14 protein-coding genes are annotated in these 14,103 nt (G+C 62.8%); 8 read left to right on the forward strand and 6 right to left on the reverse strand.

What is annotated here, in order from left to right:
* Positions 1 to 266 precede the first annotated feature (266 nt).
* A complete protein-coding gene (locus tag NKH28_RS16685; protein ID WP_352502497.1) occupies positions 267 to 662 on the forward strand; it encodes a hypothetical protein in 396 nt (131 codons plus the stop codon).
* Positions 663 to 704: 42 nt separating this feature from the next.
* Here NKH28_RS16685 and NKH28_RS16690 read toward each other — a convergent pair whose 3' ends face one another.
* Together NKH28_RS16690 and cckA are read right to left on the reverse strand one after the other, a co-directional pair.
* Complete coding sequence (locus NKH28_RS16690; protein WP_352613778.1) at positions 705 to 1,415, reverse strand: purine-nucleoside phosphorylase; 711 nt, start codon at positions 1,413 to 1,415, stop codon at positions 705 to 707.
* 83 nt (positions 1,416 to 1,498) lie between these two features.
* Complete coding sequence (cckA, locus tag NKH28_RS16695; RefSeq protein ID WP_352979776.1) at positions 1,499 to 4,072, reverse strand: cell cycle histidine kinase CckA; 2,574 nt, start codon at positions 4,070 to 4,072, stop codon at positions 1,499 to 1,501.
* A gap of 203 nt (positions 4,073 to 4,275) precedes the next feature.
* Between cckA and NKH28_RS16700 the strand changes: the two genes are divergently transcribed.
* Complete coding sequence (locus NKH28_RS16700; protein WP_352979717.1) at positions 4,276 to 5,028, forward strand: hypothetical protein; 753 nt, start codon at positions 4,276 to 4,278, stop codon at positions 5,026 to 5,028.
* Between the two features lie 83 nt (positions 5,029 to 5,111).
* Here NKH28_RS16700 and dksA read toward each other — a convergent pair whose 3' ends face one another.
* Entirely contained in the window at positions 5,112 to 5,528 is a 417-nt protein-coding gene (dksA, locus tag NKH28_RS16705) for an RNA polymerase-binding protein DksA (RefSeq protein ID WP_023674847.1), read from the reverse strand.
* A 260-nt stretch (positions 5,529 to 5,788) separates the two neighbouring features.
* Here dksA and NKH28_RS16710 point away from each other — a divergent pair, with 260 nt between their 5' ends.
* The 6 genes from NKH28_RS16710 (at position 5,789) to NKH28_RS16735 (ending at position 12,336) form a co-directional block, all read left to right on the forward strand.
* Positions 5,789 to 6,292, forward strand: coding sequence for a SixA phosphatase family protein (locus NKH28_RS16710; RefSeq protein WP_352471715.1), 504 nt, complete (start codon positions 5,789 to 5,791; stop codon positions 6,290 to 6,292).
* Positions 6,293 to 6,354: 62 nt separating this feature from the next.
* Positions 6,355 to 7,833: a YcjX family GTP-binding protein gene (locus NKH28_RS16715; protein WP_352502493.1), complete on the forward strand. Its 1,479-nt coding sequence runs from the start codon at positions 6,355 to 6,357 to the stop codon at positions 7,831 to 7,833.
* Positions 7,830 to 8,924, forward strand: coding sequence for a YcjF family protein (locus NKH28_RS16720; protein ID WP_352471717.1), 1,095 nt, complete (start codon positions 7,830 to 7,832; stop codon positions 8,922 to 8,924). Before NKH28_RS16715 ends, NKH28_RS16720 begins: the two co-directional genes overlap by 4 nt.
* Before the next feature lie 87 nt (positions 8,925 to 9,011).
* Positions 9,012 to 9,566 carry a hypothetical protein gene (locus NKH28_RS16725; RefSeq protein ID WP_023674843.1) on the forward strand — a complete coding sequence of 185 codons (555 nt, stop codon included), beginning with the start codon at positions 9,012 to 9,014 and terminating at the stop codon, positions 9,564 to 9,566.
* Between the two features lie 365 nt (positions 9,567 to 9,931).
* On the forward strand, positions 9,932 to 11,767 hold the full coding sequence (locus NKH28_RS16730) for a monovalent cation:proton antiporter-2 (CPA2) family protein (RefSeq protein WP_352682898.1): 1,836 nt from the start codon (positions 9,932 to 9,934) through the stop codon (positions 11,765 to 11,767).
* A 20-nt stretch (positions 11,768 to 11,787) separates the two neighbouring features.
* Positions 11,788 to 12,336: a DUF924 family protein gene (locus tag NKH28_RS16735; protein ID WP_352471797.1), complete on the forward strand. Its 549-nt coding sequence runs from the start codon at positions 11,788 to 11,790 to the stop codon at positions 12,334 to 12,336.
* Between the two features lie 24 nt (positions 12,337 to 12,360).
* On the opposite strand, the gene folK is transcribed toward NKH28_RS16735, so the two are convergent.
* The 3 genes from folK to folP are packed head-to-tail and all read right to left on the reverse strand — an operon-like array spanning position 12,361 to position 14,074.
* Positions 12,361 to 12,882, reverse strand: coding sequence for a 2-amino-4-hydroxy-6-hydroxymethyldihydropteridine diphosphokinase (folK, locus tag NKH28_RS16740; RefSeq protein WP_352921233.1), 522 nt, complete (start codon positions 12,880 to 12,882; stop codon positions 12,361 to 12,363).
* Positions 12,866 to 13,225, reverse strand: a complete 360-nt coding sequence (gene folB / locus NKH28_RS16745; RefSeq protein ID WP_352471721.1) for a dihydroneopterin aldolase — start codon at positions 13,223 to 13,225, stop codon at positions 12,866 to 12,868. Before folB ends, folK begins: the two co-directional genes overlap by 17 nt.
* Before the next feature lie 3 nt (positions 13,226 to 13,228).
* A complete protein-coding gene (gene folP / locus NKH28_RS16750; protein WP_352540612.1) occupies positions 13,229 to 14,074 on the reverse strand; it encodes a dihydropteroate synthase in 846 nt (281 codons plus the stop codon).
* Positions 14,075 to 14,103 lie beyond the last annotated feature (29 nt).

Raw genomic sequence — 14,103 nt, forward strand, 5'->3', positions numbered from 1 at the left:
AACAGACCATGCAACGGCTGTGCCAATCACCGGCGAAAGATCGGAGGGTTTGAGATTTCCCAGCCCTGTCAGTCGGTTAATGTATTGGCCGCAGGAGATGAACTTCGCCTGCCAGGTTTGAAATGAGAAAAGATCACGCGTACCAGCCTAAGTTTTACTCATATACAGGCCAATGCCCGAATTTTGAGCAGCATCACATGAGCGCTGGCGAGGATTGCAGCGCCGCAGCGAAATGGGGCAAGTTCGAACCCTAAACGAGCGACGCCATGGCCTTCCGAACGTCTTGCATTTTCATCACCATGCTTCTGCTGGCGACGACAACCGTAGCGCGCGCCGGCTTCAGCGACGGCAAGCTGCCGGACGGCTCCTATCATTGCGAAGTCTATCTGCTAGGCATGTTCCTCAGCCTCGGCGACATCACCATCAAGGGAAACGTCTATAGCGGTCCGGTTAGCTTCGGCACCGCGCCGCAGAGTTATAACTACCAGATGGATGCAGACGGGGTGATTACCTGGCTGGGTCCGCTGGGCGGCTACACCAGCGGTGGCAACTCGATCTCGCTTACGCAAGCGACGCTGGAAAGCGGAACCACCCCGTCCTTCGACATCATCATGAAGCAGCCAGACGGCGCCTTTACCGCCTCGACCTGCACGAAGCGTTGAAAAGGAACCTGGCGAGGTTCCGTACTCCGAAGTAGAAGCCGCCTAGCTCTCCGCTGCCATGTCGAGCGCCAGCCGGGTCATATCGGTGAAAAGGCCCTGGCGTTCGGAATAGTCGGTCTGCTCGCCGGTTGCCACATTGTCGACGACGGTCAGGATGGACAGCGCCCGGGCGCCGAAATCGGCCGCAATGCGGTAGAGTGCGCTGGTTTCCATATCCACGGCGAGCGCCCCCTGTGCCTGTGCTTCGGCAAAGCGTTCGCGCCCCAGCGGATGATAAAAAATATCGCTGCAGATCGTCAGTCCGGCCCGATGGTCGATGCCGAGTTCCGCAGCGCGGGCCAACGCCTGGGCCAACAATGCAGGATCGGGGCCGGCATCGGCACGATAGAGCCCAAAAACCTGGCCGCTCTCCGCATTTTCGCCGCGCACCGATTGTGCGATCACCAGGCTGCGCAGCGCCATCTCGGCGGTCAGGCCACCGCAGGTGCCGGTGCGGATCAACGTTTTCGCACCGTAGAAATCCAGCAGCTCGTGCACGTAGACCAGGAATGACGGGACGCCGATGCCGGTGGACTGGACGCTGACAGGCTTGCCGCGAAACAACCCGGTAAAGCCGAGCGCGCCGCGGCGGCGGTTGACGCAGCGCGGCGCTTCCAGAAAGGTCTCCGCCATCCATTCAGCGCGCTGCGGGTCGCCCGGCAGCAGCACCGTGCTTGCGTAGTCGCCTTTGCTAGCCTCGTTGTGTGGCGTCACGGCATGCTTTCCAAAACCCGTCGCCCGTTTCGCCTGTAATCATGGCAGTCTCACGACATTGCGCAAGCGGAGCGTTGGAAGGGTCAGGATTCCAGTATGTCCTTTACGATCGTGGCCAATTGCTTGAGCGAAAACGGCTTCGGCAAGAAGCCGAAATGCGCGTCGGCCGGCAAGTTCTTGGCGAACGCGTCTTCGGCATAGCCGGACACGAAGATAAACTTGATGTCGGGCTGCCGTTTGCGCAATTCGCCAAGCAGCGTCGGGCCATCCATTTCCGGCATCACCACGTCCGACACCACGACGTCGACCTTGCCGCCGAGCGCTTCGTAGACTTCAAGCGCCTCGACGCCCGACGACGCCTCGTGGACGGTGTAGCCGCGCGATTTCAGCGCCCGCATGCCGCCCATGCGCACGGCGTCCTCGTCTTCAACCAGCAGCACCGTGGCCGAGCCCGACAGATCCTTGGCTGAGTCGGTGATCTTGGCAGGGGCGGCCGGCACTTCTCCAGCCTCGCCCGCCTTCCTTGCCTCCGCAATGTGCCGCGGCAGGAAGATGCGGAACACGGATCCCTTGCCGACTTCGGAATCGCAGAAGATGAAGCCGCCTGTCTGCTTGATGATGCCATAGACCATGGACAGGCCGAGTCCGGTTCCCTTGCCAACCTCCTTTGTCGTGAAGAAGGGCTCGAAGATCTTTTTCAGCACATCAGGCGCGATGCCGCTGCCGCTGTCCTCGACCTCGACCAGCACATAGTCGGCCGGAGTAAGTTCGCGGTAGGAAAAGGTCTTGCACTCTCCGGCGCTGACGTTGCGGGTGCGCACCGTGAGGTCGCCGCCGGCCGGCATCGCATCGCGCGCATTGACCACCAGATTGACCACCACTTGCTCGAACTGCCCGATATCGACCCTGACCGGCCACAGGTCGCGGCCATGGTCGATCTTGAGCTTGATATCGTTGCCGACCAGCCGGGCAAGCAGCATTCTGAGATCGGCGAGCACGTCGGTCAGGTTGAGCACCTCCGGCCGCAGCGTCTGCTTGCGCGAGAAGGCCAGCAACTGCCGCACCAGCGAGGCCGCCCGGTTGGCATTCTGCTTGATGTTCATGATGTCCGGGAATGACGGATCGGACGGCCGGTGGTTGGTCAACAGCAGGTCCGAGGCCATGATGATGGCGGTCAGCACATTGTTGAAATCATGCGCGATGCCGCCGGCGAGTTGGCCGACCGCCTGCATCTTCTGGCTCTGCGCCATCTGGCCCTCGAGGGCCTTTTGCTCAGTAGTCTCCACGGCATAGACGATGGCCGATTCCTCGGCGCCCTCGCCACCGGTACCGTCTGCGACCGCGTTGACGTAGAAGCGTATGTGGCGCTCCTCATTGCCGGGCAGCACCGTATCGATCGGCTCGATGTCAGCCTGTTGCTGGCGTGCCTTTTCAAAGGCCGCGGCGAAAGCCGGCCGGTCGCGCTCGTGGATCACCGTATCCAGCCGCACACGCCGATCGACCGCGTCGCGGTCGACGACCGAGGAAAACAGCGACAGGAATGGCGCATTGGTGCGCAGGATGCGGCCGGCATGGTCGACGCCGGCTATCGCCATCGGCGTCGAGTTGAAGAACCGCGTGAAGCGTATTTCCGATGCGCGGAGGTCGGCCGAAGCGTCCTCGCCTTGCGTCCGGTTGAGCACGATGGTGCGAGTCGGGCCGTTGAGACCCTCTCGGCTGGCCGAGACACGATGCATGAAGCGCACCGGCAGCGCCTCGCCGGTCATCGTCGTCAGATCGAGGTCGATAACGGCATTGCGCGTGGTACCAGCGTCGGCCTTGACCGAACGGACCAGCGCCATGCCGTCCCCGGCGACGATCTCCGGCAGCGTGATGGCGCCGGGAGTGAAGCTGGCCAGGTCGATGCCCAGCCACTCCGCAAGAGTCGCGTTGATATAGGTGACGCGGCCTTCCTGGTCGGCCGAAAAGAAACCGGCCGGCGCATGGTCGAGGTGATCGATCGCCTTTTGGAGGTCGAGAAAGAACCGCTCCTGCTCGGCCCGTTCCCGCGAGATATCGGCAAGCTGCCAGGCAAGCATGGGCAGCCGCTGGCCGGGAACGCTGAAGGCGCGGGCCCGAACGCGGTACCAGCGCGCGCCCGGTTCGGCGCCTGGCCGAATGGACTGCGCGAGCCGAAACTCGCCGTCGCCCGGCTGGCCGTCCCGCAGGCCTGACGCCAGCCGGTATATGGTCACCGAGGCCTCGGGAACGTCTGAAAGCAAACCTTCGACGGTCTTGAGGTCGGCGGCCGACTCGGCACCCGTCATATCGGCATAGGTCCGGTTGGCGTAGATGATACGGCCTTTGGTGTCGGTGACCAGGAGACCTTGCGACATCGAATCGACGAAAGCTTTCGACAGTTCGTCGCTTGTCGAGCGCGGCGTGATGTGCACGAAGCCGATCGCAGTGGCGAATAGAAAGCCGACGCCGATCATCGCCAGCACGCCAAGCATGCCAAGCAGGAATGGATCGCCAAGGCGCTCGCGGAAAAGGCCGAAGACGATCGCTGCCCCAGTCAGGACGACGATGAAGACGATGAGCCGGGTGACCGCTCCCGGTCGCGTGTTCTGGTCGACGATAGGTACCGGATAGAAATCGCCGCGCGCTTCCTTGGCCATGTGCCCCCTGCTGGTGAATTCCGGTGTCGGTTGAATCATATTCTCAGGGTTGGGAAAAGGCCCGGCTGCAGATGTCCGCTAAAAATGACGCCGTTCGGCTCCCGGCGTTTCAAGCTGTTCACGAAGCGTGAAAGGCAACTTGCGGTGGCCTGCCGCAACAGTCTAGTGTCGCTTCTCTTCGAAAGCTGATTTTGGGGGAACCAATGCTGCAATGGCTGGATGGCGTGGCGGGTCCTGGTTATGCCGCAGCAATCCTATGGACGTTTGCAGTACTTGTCCTTCTGCTCATCATTCTTCTTATCATCAGGCTGATCCGCAGCCTGACGTTCGGGACATTCGTCGCCGGCGGCAGGAACCGCAAGACGCGGCTGGCTGTCATGGATGCCACAGCGGTCGACAGTCACCGGCGGCTGGTGCTGGTGCGCCGTGACGATATCGAGCACCTGCTCTTGATCGGTGGTCCGACCGACGTCGTCGTCGAGCGCGACATCAGGCTCTCGGCGTTGCGGCGCCCGGCATTGACCGGAGACAACGGCCACCAGCCGGCAGCAAGGTCTGCTTCGACCCCAGCCGCGCCGGTGAGGCAAGCGCCACCGCAGCCGGCAAGCGTAACCGCGACCCCTGTCCGAGCCCGCCAGACGGCGACGATGCCGGCAACAATGCCGGCGCCGGCGCCGAAACCGGCATCGAACGTCACGCCGTTGCCAAGTTATGGATCCGTCAACGCCAGTGCCTCGCGGCATGCGCAGCCGCCGGCAAGACAGGACTCCCCGGCAAGATACGAGCCGCCGGCACAGCACGAGTCGATTGACGATGCGCTGATGAAGGAGCTGGAGGTTTCCCTCGACGAGCCACGCTTCAGCCAAACGCCGAGCAAGCCGGTGGCGAAGGCATCACCCTCTCTCGACGACGAGATGACGAAGCTCCTCGGCGAGTTGTCCAATCAGAAAAGATAGGCCGATAGCGAACGGCCAATGAAAATGGCCGGAAAACCGGCCATTGTGAACGCTTTACCGATGCCGCTGTTTTTCCCGGCGACTCAGTCGTCGCGGTAGACCTTCTCGCGCCGCTCATGGCGCTCCTGTGCCTCGATCGACAAGGTGGCGATCGGGCGCGCGTCGAGCCGCTTCAGCGCGATCGGCTCGCCCGTCTCCTCGCAATAACCGTAAGTGCCTTCGTCAAGGCGCTGGAGGGCCGAATCGATCTTGGAGATGAGTTTTCGCTGGCGATCGCGGGCGCGAAGTTCGATGGCGCGGTCGGTTTCTGAGGAGGCGCGATCGGCGAGGTCGGGGTGGTTGGCGTTTTCCTGCTGCAGGATTTCGAGAGTTTCGCGCGCTTCGCGCAAGATGTCGTTCTTCCAGGTGACGAGCTTCATGCGAAAGTAGGATTTCTGCCGCTCGTTCATGAACGGCTCGTCTTCGGAGGGTACGTAATCGGCGGTAACGATGTCGTTCATTCGACTCACCCAACAAACCCCAAATTTGGCGCCTATATATTCGCGGACCGAAAGCTGCACAAGGTCAATCGACGACAGTTTCACGCAATTGTTAGTCTCGGACAAAACGGCATCGGCGATGCCCTTTTTGCGAAGAATACGACCGAATCCGTACATGATTCGCTATGCTTGAGGGGCGCTTGCCATTGCGCACGGAGCTCTTCTGATGGCAAATCCTGCGGCGTGCTGACGGGTTCGGTGCCCGGCACAACGGGGATCCGGTGACCAGACTGTACCTGCTGAGGCATGCGAAGGCCGGCTGGGCGCTGCCTGGCGTGGCTGACTTCGACCGCCCGCTCGATCCATCCGGCTTCGCCGATGCCGAAGCGATGGGCGTCCTGATGCGTTCCCGCAAATACGCACCGGCCCTCACCCTTTGCTCAAGCGCCAAGCGCGCCCGCCAGACGCTGGAAAGCCTGGCTGGCCACACGGACACGGGCCGGGTGCTGTTCTGTGACACCCTCTACAGCGACGATGCCGCCGCGTACCTCACTGCCATCCGGCAGAATGGCGGGCTGGATGCCTTGCTCGTCATCGGCCACAATCCGATGATTGAGGATCTCGCCATGGCGCTCTCGGGCGACGGCGACGAGACCGCGCGGGCCATGCTGAACCACGGCTTCCCGACCTCCGCACTTGCGGTGGTCCGGTTCAACGGCAGACTTGCCGAGGCTGCGCCAGGCACCGGCTATCTCGAAGCCTTCCTGACACCTGCCGATATCTGAGGCCATTTCAAAGCCGCGCATCAAAGCCTATATCGGATCCTGACCGGCCCGCGAGAACAGATTTGCCATCAGCGCTGACGACTTTTACCGACGAGGCGAAGATTGCCTTGGATACGTTGTCAGGCCGCGCTGCCGGGCTTTTCGCTCCGTCACTGCGTCTTGGCGTGACCGGGCTGTCCCGCGCCGGCAAGACGGTGTTCATCTCGGCCCTTGTGCACAATCTCGTCCATGGCGGACGCTTGCCGCTGTTTGAGGCACAAAAATCGGGGCGCATCGCCAGGGCTTTTCTCGAAGAGCAGCCGGACGACGCGGTCCCACGCTTCCAGTACGAGGATCACATCGCAGCTCTTGTCGACGATCGCGTCTGGCCGGATTCGACGCGTGCGATTTCCGAACTGAGGCTCACCATCGAATACGAATCGGCCTCTGGCTGGAGCCGCATGTTTTCCGCCGGCAAATTGTCGGTCGACATCGTCGATTATCCCGGCGAATGGCTGCTCGACCTGCCGCTGCTCGGCAAGTCCTACGCCGATTTTTCGCGTGAGGCCTTCGAGATGGCCGTGTTGGCGGTGCGTGTCGACCTTTCGCGGGAATGGCGGGCGCTCTCCGATCCGGTCGACCCCAACGCCGAGGCCGACGAGATGACGGCGCGCCGTCTCGCTGAGAGCTTCGCGGCCTATCTCAAGGCCTGTAAACTCGACGAGCGGGCGCTTTCGACCTTGCCGCCCGGCCGCTTCCTGATGCCCGGCGATCTTGAAGGCTCGCCCGCTCTCACCTTCGCGCCGCTGCCGAATCTGGGCGGCCGGCGCGCCCGCTCGGGATCGCTGCAGGCTATGATGGAGCGGCGCTACGAGGCTTACAAGACGCATGTCGTCAAACCGTTTTTTCGCGAACACATCACGCGTCTCGACCGCCAGATCGTGCTGATCGACGCATTGCAGGCATTGAATGCCGGCCCCGGTGCGATGGCCGATCTAGAGCGCGCGGTCACCGAAATCCTGTCCTGTTTCCGGCCCGGCCGGGGCAATTTCCTGACCGACCTGTTTTCGAGGCGTATCGACCGTATATTGGTGGCCGCGACCAAGGCCGACCATCTGCACCACGAAAGCCACGACCGGCTGCAGGCGATCGTGCGGCGGCTAGCCGACCGAGCCGTGGCGCGGGCGAATTTCACCGGCGCCGACGTCAACGTCGTCGCTATGGCTGCCATGCGCGCGACCCGGGAAGGCACGGTCAAGCAGGGCCGCGAGACTTTGCCGGTCATTATCGGCATGCCGTTGCGCGGCGAAAAAATCGATGGCGAAACCTTTGACGGAAAGACAGAAACAGCCATATTTCCCGGTGACTTGCCGGAGAAAGTTGATGCGGTGTTCGATGTTTCCGAATCGACCCGCCGGCAGAACGATGACGACCCCGCGATCCGCTTCGTGCGCTTTCGCCCGCCGAAACTCGAGCGCACCGCCGAGGGCGTCACGCTGTCGCTGCCGCATATCAGGCTCGATCGCGCGCTGCAGTTCCTGATCGGAGATCATCTCGCATGAGTGCGCCCCGCAGACCGGCGGCCTTTCGCATCGAGCCGGAGCCCCAGCAGAAGGAAGATTCGACGGCTCACCATACTGCGTCCGGGGCCGCGCCGGCGCGAAAGCCGCGTACCGTGACGGCGGATCTTGCCGTGGTCACACCGGCGGAGATCGACGTCTTCGACGAGCCTGATATCGTCGCCGCCGAACCGCCGCCGGCGATTGCGCCGCGAAAACGTTCGCTGCTTGGCAGCCTGTTCTTCGGCGCGCTGGGCGTTCTGGTTTCGCTCGCCGTCGGCCTCTGGACCGACCAGCTGATTCGCGACCTGTTCGAGCGCGCCGAGTGGCTGGGCTGGCTGGCTGCCGCTATGGCCGCGATCGCCATCCTGGCGCTTCTGATCATCCTCGTGCGCGAATTCATGGCGATTGCCCGCCTTGCCGAGGTCGAAAAGTTGCAGAAGCGGGCGCTCGATGCAATTGCCCGTGACGATCCGAAGGCCGCCCGCGCCGTGGTCGACGAGTTGTCGGTCTTTGTCTCGGCCAAGCCTGAAACCGCGGCCGGCAGGCGCTCGCTGGCCGAATTGCGCGGCGAGATCATTGACGGCGGCAATCTGGTGCGCCTGGCCGAGACCGAGATACTCGGCCCGCTCGATGCCCGCGCCAGGGTGATGATCCTCGAAGCGGCGAAGCGCGTCTCCCTGGTGACCGCGGTCAGCCCCCGCGCGCTGGTCGACGTCGCTTATGTCGTGTTCGAAGCCGGCCGGTTGATTCGCCGGCTGTCGGAACTTTATGGCGGCCGCCCCGGCACGCTTGGCTTTTTTCGCCTGGCGCGCAGCGTTCTGGCCCATCTCGCGGTCACCGGGTCGATCGCCGTCGGCGACAGTTTCGTCCAGCAGATCGTCGGCCACGGCCTTGCCGCCCGGCTCTCGGCCAAGCTCGGCGAAGGCGTCGTCAACGGCATGATGACTGCGCGCATCGGCATTGCAGCGATGGAAACCGCAAGGCCCCTGCCCTTTTACGCGGTCAGGCGGCCCGGATTGGGCGATTTCCTCTCCGCGCTGACCTCCTTTGCAGCAAAGAAAGAAAAAGAAACATCCGCTTCCGGAACGTGACTATTGCCTTGGGGTGACAAAGCATTAACCAATCTTGTCCATGGTCGGAAGCGTCCAAACCAGTCTCTTTGTTGCCGGGTGTCGTCGATGAAAAGCGTTATTCTGTCCAGCGGGCTGCCCGTGGCGCTCGCGCTTGTCGCAACCGTCGGCATTGCCGGAAAGACCTCGGCGGCGGAACCGGACAAGCAGTTCTTTCGGTCGGTCGAAGGCAAATGGGTCGGCCCCGGGGAAATCGTTGCCGGCAAATACAAGGGCACGAAATTCACCTGCAGCTTCATCGGCTCGACGCCTGACGGCAAGGTCGGCATGTCGCTCGACGGCGGCTGTCGGGTAGGCATGTTCACCCAGCAGATGTCGGCAACGATCGAACACAAGGGCCGGCAGGGCTACAAGGGTAGCTTTATGGGCGGGGCCGCCGGCTCCGGCCTCGACATTATCGGCGGCAATGTCGTCGATGCGCACAAGGTGGTTTTCACCATCAATCGCAATCAGTTGCGCGGCGTGATGCAGGCGCTTGTCCCCGACGACAATTCGATGACAGTGACCGTTGCCGTGCGCGTCGACCAGCAGCTGGTCCCGGTCATCGGCATGAAGCTGAAGCGGATCGATGCAGTCGAGGTCGGCTCCATAACTCCGAACTGAGCTTTCAGCGTGAGAAGGGCGGCGGCCAAACGGCGCCGCCCTCTTTTGATTTGCAAATAAGTGCTCAGCCTTTGATCGCGGCAATCACCTCGTCATAGGCCTTGCAGGCCTCGGCTGCTGTCGTGCCGCCCTGATACTTGGTTGTCACCGCCTGAAAGGGCCGCGACTTGATCGTCGCTCGCCCTTCACTGGCCGAAGCCGGGCGTCCTTAGCGCCGGATTGCTGGAACAAGCAACGCGCGGGAGCCCATTATCCTGTTCAGTGCGCCTGCAATATCGCCTTCACAACGCGCCGGATTCGCACTGTTCGATCCGCCCCGAAGCCCCTATCTTGGCCGCTTGTTGCAAGAGAGCGGAACGGCAGGCATGGCGGCAGAGGCATCGAACGGCGATCTGATCCAGGTGGTGGCGCTGCTTGCCGCCGGCGTCGTTGCGGTGCCGATCTTCAGGCGTATCGGACTTGGCTCCATCCTCGGCTATTTGACGGCCGGCGTCGTGATCGGTCCGTTCGGGCTGCGCATTTTTTCCGAATCGGAAGCCATTCTTCATGTCGCCGAACTCGGCGTCGTCATGTTCCTGTTCATTATCGGGCTGGAGATGCAGCCGTCACGGCTATGGGGCATGCGCCGCGAGATCTTCGGGCTTGGCGCGCTGCAGGTCGGCGTCTGCGCGGTCCTGCTGACCGGCGTCGGCCTGGCGGGAGGTTTCCCGATCGCGCAATCCTTCGTCGCCGGCGCCGGTTTCGTACTCACCTCGACGGCAATCGTCATGCAATTGCTGGAAGAACGCGGCGACCTGGCCACGCCCAAGGGCCAGCGCATCGTCTCGGTCCTGCTTTTGGAAGACTTGGCCATCGTGCCGCTGCTGGCGCTGATCGCCTTCCTCGCGCCGGGCGGCGCCGACATGAGCCTGTCGGATCGGTTGACGGAGGTCGGCATCGGCCTTGCCGCGATCGTCGGGCTGGTGCTTGCAGGACGCTATCTGCTCAATCCGTTCTTCCGTATCCTGGCGGACGCGCGCGCCCGTGAGGTGATGACCGCAGCCGCCCTTCTGGTCGTGCTCGGGTCGGCGCTCGCCATGCAGCTTTCCGGCCTGTCGATGGCGATGGGCGCCTTCCTGGCCGGCGTGCTTTTGTCGGAATCGACCTTCCGCCATCAGCTGGAGGCGGACATCGAACCGTTCCGTGGCATTCTGCTCGGACTGTTCTTCCTCGCCGTCGGCATGTCGCTCGACCTGCATGTGGTCGTCGTCAACTGGCAGCTCATTGCCATCTATGTCGTCGCCTACATGATGATGAAGGCGATCGGCATCTATATCGTCGCCCGCATTCTCAAAACCGGCCACCGGGAAGCGCTCGAGCGCGCGGTCTTCATGGCGCAAGGCGGCGAATTCGCCTTCGTCCTCTATTCCGCAGCGGCGGCTGTCGGTATCATCGATAGCCAGGCCAATGCGATGCTGACCGCCATCGTCATCATTTCCATGGTGCTGACGCCCTTAGCGATCATAGCATTGCGGTATCTGACGCCACGCGACGAGCAGTCGCTTGAAGGCGTCGATGTCGCCGAAGGCCTGACCGGCAGCGTGCTGATCATCGGCTTTGGCCGGTTCGGCCAGATCGCCAGCCAGCCGCTTTTGTTGCGCGGGATTGATGTGTCGATCATCGACAATGAGGTCGAGATGATCCAGGCGGCGGCCGATTTCGGCTTCAAGGTCTATTACGGCGACGGCACGCGGCTGGACATCCTGCGTGCCGCGGGAGCCGGGCGCGCACGCGCCGTGCTGATCTGCGTTGACAAGCCCGATGCCGCCGTGCGCATCGCCGAGCTCATCAAGGCGGAGTTTCCGTTGCTGACGGTGCTGGCGCGGGCTTTCGACCGCGGCACGGCATTGCAGCTCATTCGTGCCGGCGTCGACTATCAGCTCCGCGAGACGTTCGAATCGGCGCTTGTCTTCGGCGGCTCGACACTGGAAGCTCTCGGCGTCGATCCGGAAGAGGTCGCCGAGGTAGTCGAGGACGTCCGCCGCCGCGATGCTGCCCGTTTCGAACTTCAACAGGCAGAAGGCATCCGCGCCGGGCGGCGCTTCCTCAAAGGCAATATCGGCACCCCCATCCCGACGCCGCTCAGCACGCCACGGCGCGTGGGCCAGGCGCTCAACGAGGAGACCGCCGGCGTGCTGCAGAAATCCGAACCGGCCGATTAAATGTTGGAAAGACGCGAATGATGAACGAACTGGACGACCGCGCTGTCTCCATCACCAGATTCTGGCGCGACGCCGGGGAGGACGCGTGGTTCGAGAAGAACGACGCCTTTGATGCCGACTTCCGCACCCGGTTTCTCGATCTGCACTTTGCCGCCGCCCGCCGCGAATGCGACGGCTGGTCCGAACACGCCGAAGGGTCGCTGGCACTGATGATCCTGCTCGACCAGTTTCCGCGAAACTGCTTTCGCGCCACCGGCCACATGTACGCCACGGACCCGCTGGCGCGGCATTTCGCCGGGAAAGCGATCGCTGCCGGCCATGACCTGGCACTCGACGAAGAGCTCCGCGTTTTTCTCTATCTGCCCTATGAGCATTCGGAGGACCTCGCCGATCAGCTCAAATCGGTAGAGCTTACCGCCGCCAAAGCCCCGATCTATCTGAAATATGCGATCGAGCATCGCGACATCATCCAGCGCTTCGGCCGCTTTCCGCATCGAAACAGGATGCTTGGCCGCGAGACGACACCGGACGAACAAATGTTCCTCGACGGAGGTGGGTTCTCCGGCTGATTTCAGGCACCGATGGCGACAGCATCAGGTTTTCCACCAATCCCGGCCTGACGCCAGCCGTTCAATGCCCGATGTGTCGACGGCGGCCAGCCGCTCCGATACGCTCTTGCCGTCGACCACAAGCTCCGGCGCAATTTCTGCCAGCGGCGCCAGCACGAAGGCGCGCTCCAGCATGCGCGGATGCGGCACCTCCAGTCCGGTCTCGTGGATGATGCGGTCGCCGAACACCAGAATGTCGATATCGATCAGGCGTGGACCCCAGCGCTCCTCGCGCACCCGCTTCAGTTTTCGCTCGGCGTCGAGGCAAAGGTCGAGCAAAGCCCGTGGCGCGAGCGCGGTCGAGATTTCGGCCGCCGCGTTGAGGAAATCCGGCTGATCGAGCTTGCCCCAGGGCGGCGTGCGGTAGAGCGACGAAACGGCAACGACGCGCGTTCTCTCGTTGGCATCCAGAATGCCCAGTGCCGCAGCCATTGACTTCGCCGGATCACCGAGATTGCCGCCAAGGCTGAGATAGACGGTGTTGTTGTTACTATTCTGGCCAGACAACGGTCACCTCGACATGATCGAGCACACCCGGCACCGGGGCGTTCGGCTTGCGCACGGTGATCTCGGCCTTTTTGATCTGCGGAAACCGCGCCGTCAGCGCCCTCGCCACTTCGAGCGCCAGCGCTTCGATCAGAAAGCGCCGTTCGCCGGTAATGATCTTCTCGATGACCGCAAAGGCGATGCCGTAATTGACGGTGTCCTCGATGGAATCCTCGACCAGCGCCCGCCCGGGATCCACCATGAGTGCCGCATCGACATAAAAGCGCTGGCCGAGCGTCTCTTCTTCGTCCAGCACACCGTGCCGGGCAAAGAAGGCGCAGTTCTTCATGCGGATGACATACATGGCTCAGCTTTCCCCGATCTCACGTGCCAGCATAGCATCGGCGATGGCCAGCGCATCCACGTTGATTGCGACATCGTGGACGCGAAAGAGATGCGCGCCTTTGAGCCTCAGGATGACGCTGGTGGCCGCGGTCCCGGCGCCTCTTGCGGCTGCGTCGCGGCCGGTGACGGTGCCGATAAAGCGCTTTCGCGATGTGCCGGCCATCAGTGGAAAACCCAGCGCATGAAGTTCGGAAAACCGTGCCATCAGGTCAAGATTTTCCGCTGCCGTCTCCTTGGCAAAGCCGAAGCCCGGATCGAGCACGATATGATCGTCGGCAACACCGCTCCGCCGCGCGATTTCCAGCGACTTCCTGAGGAAGAAGAGCTGATCGGCAATCACGTCGGGCAGTTTCTGCCGGTCCCGTCCCGTGTGCATGACGACAAGGCCAGCGCCGGTTTCGGCCGCGACGCGGGCAATGCCCGGTTCGCGCTGCAGGCCCCAGACGTCATTGACGATATGCGCGCCGGCTTGGACGGCAAGCCGGGCCGTATCCTCGCGATAGGTATCGACCGAGATCAGCGTTCCGCCGGCCTTCACCAGCGCCTCGATGACGGGCAGTATGCGGGTTTGTTCCTCCTTTGCGGAGACCGCAGACGCCCCGGGACGTGTCGATTCTCCGCCGATGTCGATGACAGAGGCCCCCTCCTCGACCATGCGGCGCGCCTGGGCCACTGCTTTTTCCGGCGCATCGAACAGGCCGCCGTCGGAAAAACTGTCCGGCGTGATGTTGAGGATGCCGACGACCACGGCCTTGCCGCCAAGGTCGAGATGGCGTCCGTGCGCCAACTGCCATCGCCCTGTCATCATTGCCCATCAACCATGTTCGATCCCGCGGC

The sequence above is a fragment of the Mesorhizobium sp. M1227 genome (assembly GCF_040318315.1).
In the GTDB taxonomy this organism is placed as follows: domain Bacteria; phylum Pseudomonadota; class Alphaproteobacteria; order Rhizobiales; family Rhizobiaceae; genus Mesorhizobium.